The sequence below is a fragment of the Phaeovulum sp. genome (assembly GCF_041596715.1).
GTDB lineage: Bacteria > Pseudomonadota > Alphaproteobacteria > Rhodobacterales > Rhodobacteraceae > UBA6213.
On sequence record NZ_JBFHIA010000330.1, the window covers coordinates 1 to 2571 of the forward strand.

At 63.9% G+C, this 2571-nt stretch carries 2 protein-coding genes; both read left to right on the forward strand.

The features are described from left to right. Positions 1–538: urease accessory protein UreG (gene ureG / locus ABY403_RS15510; RefSeq protein ID WP_372841720.1), on the forward strand; the 538-nt coding region annotated here is incomplete at its 5' end. Between the two features lie 224 nt (positions 539–762). Then, positions 763–2484: an acetate--CoA ligase gene (gene acsA, locus ABY403_RS15515; RefSeq protein ID WP_372841721.1), complete on the forward strand. Its 1722-nt coding sequence runs from the start codon at positions 763–765 to the stop codon at positions 2482–2484. Positions 2485–2571 lie beyond the last annotated feature (87 nt).

The window sequence follows — 2571 nt, forward strand, 5'->3', positions numbered from 1 at the left end:
CCTTGCCCACCGCTGCTCGATGGCAGTCATCACCAATGACATCTACACCCGCGAAGATGCCGAATATCTGATGCGCGCGCAGGTTCTGGCAACCGACCGCATTCGCGGGGTCGAAACCGGCGGTTGCCCGCACACGGCCATTCGCGAAGATGCGTCCATCAACCTTGCGGCAATTGCAGACCTGCGTCAGGCCCACCCTGATCTAGACTTGATCCTGATCGAGTCAGGCGGCGACAATCTCGCGGCGACTTTTTCGCCCGAACTGGCCGATATCACGATCTATGTGATCGACACCGCCGCAGGTCAGGACATCCCGCGAAAGAAGGGTCCGGGTCTTACCCGGTCAGATCTGCTTGTTGTCAACAAGACCGATCTTGCGCCCCATGTGGGCGTCGATCTGGGCTTGCTGGAGGCTGATACGAAGGCCGCCCGTGGCCTGCGCCCCTATGTCATGGCGCAACTGCGCAAGGATGAAGGCATCGCCGATGTGATCGACTTTCTTGTCCTGACGGGGGGGCTGGATCTGGCGCGCGCCTGACCCGTTCCATCGCGCGCGGGCCTGTTTCCGCTCGGGCCCGCGCGGCCAAGCGCATGTCCTTCGCCTGCCGCCCGTCGCCGCAGCAGCACTCGGGGCTGACATGAATCAACGACATCGCGGGGGTTTCTCCCTATTATAAAGCGTTCCTTCATCGGGTCGCGTGCTGCGTTGCGCGTGCAGACCGGGGAGGGGCAAGCGGTTCGTCGGCACCTGGGGAGGAGCAGATGGCACGTGCGATCATAGCCAAACGCCATCCGAAGGGCGGTGCGCGCCTTTTGTCCACCGGATGGGAGGCGGCAAGGGCGCGGTTGGACGGGCTGCCCGGCGGCGGCTTGAACATCGCGCATGAGGCGGTAGATCGGCACGTTGCGGCCGGACACGGCGCGCAAGACGCGCTGATCTGGCTGGGCCGCGAGGGGGAACGGGCAGTCATCAGCTATGCCGATCTGGCCGAGCAGGCCGCGCGCTTTGCGCATGTCTTGCGCGCGCATGGCGTTGGCCCCGGTGAACGGTTGTTTCTGTTGGCGGGCCGGGTGCCCGAGCTTTATGCAGCAACGTTGGGCGCGCTGAAGGCCGGGGTTGCCGTCAGCCCGCTTTTTGCCGCCTTCGGGCCAGAGCCGGTGCGGGCCAGGATGGAAATCGGCGGGGCCAGTGTGCTGGTGACGACCGAGCCGCTTTATCGCCGCAAGGTTGCGGATTGGCGGGCGCAGATGCCGGGGCTGAAGCTGGTGTTGATTATTGGCGAGCAAGCGCCAGAGGGGTGCGTGGCGCTGGGCCCGGCAATGGCGGCGGCGGCAACAACCTTCGAAACGCATCCGACTGCGCCCGAAGACATGGCACTATTGCACTTCACCTCTGGCACCACGGGTTTGCCCAAGGGGGTTGTGCATGTGCATCAGGCCGTGGTGGCACATGCCGAAACGGGGCGGATCGCGCTCGATCTGCATCCGGGTGATATCTATTGGTGCACAGCCGACCCCGGTTGGGTCACGGGGATGAGCTATGGGATCATCTCGCCGCTGTGCAACCGCGTGACGATGGTGATCGACGAAGCCGAGTTCGATCTTGACCGCTGGTATGCGATCCTCAAGCGCGAGAAGGTGCAGGTGTGGTATACCGCGCCTACCGCAATCCGCATGATGATGCGCGCGGGCGAAGAAGCGGCGCAGGGGCACGATTTCACGGCGCTCCGGTTCCTTGCCTCGGTGGGCGAACCGCTGAACGCCGAGTGTGTGGTCTGGGGGCAAAAGACCTTTGGCCTGCCGTTCCACGACAACTGGTGGCAATCGGAAACCGGCGGCATCATGATTGCGAACACCCCCGACATGGACATCAAACCCGGCGCCATGGGCAAGCCCTTGCCCGGCATCGAGGCAGGCATCGTCACGCGCGAGGGCGATGAGGTGCGCGAACAGCCCGACGGCTCGATTGGAGAACTGGCGCTGCGGCCCGGCTGGCCTTCGATGATGCGCGCCTATCTGGGGCAGCCCGAACGCTATGCAAAATGTTTTGCGGGCGGCTGGTATCTGACCGGCGATCTGGCGATGCGCGACAGCGACGGGTATTACTGGTTCGTCGGACGAGCGGATGATCTGATAAAATCCTCGGGCCATCTGATCGGCCCGTTCGAGGTGGAAAGCGCGCTGATCGAACATCCCGCCGTAGCCGAGGTTGCGGTGATCGGCATCCCCGATGAAACCGCCGGCGAAGTGGTCAAGGCCTTTGTCACGCTCAAGGCCGGGTTCGAGCCGGGCGAGGCTCTAGAGCGTGAATTGCGCGGCCATGCGCGCAAACGCCTTGGCCCCGCAGTTGCACCCCGCGAGATTGTCTTTCGCGAAACGCTTCCGCGGACGAGGTCCGGCAAGATCATGCGTCGGCTGCTGCGCGCCCGCGAGCTTGGCCTGCCCGAGGGCGATCTTTCGACGCTGGAGGGGGATGCAAGATGACCAAAGTCAAACTTGACCACACCCACGCCCACGATCTTTTGCGCGACATGCTCCGCATCCGGCGGTTTGAAGAAAAGTGCTACGAGC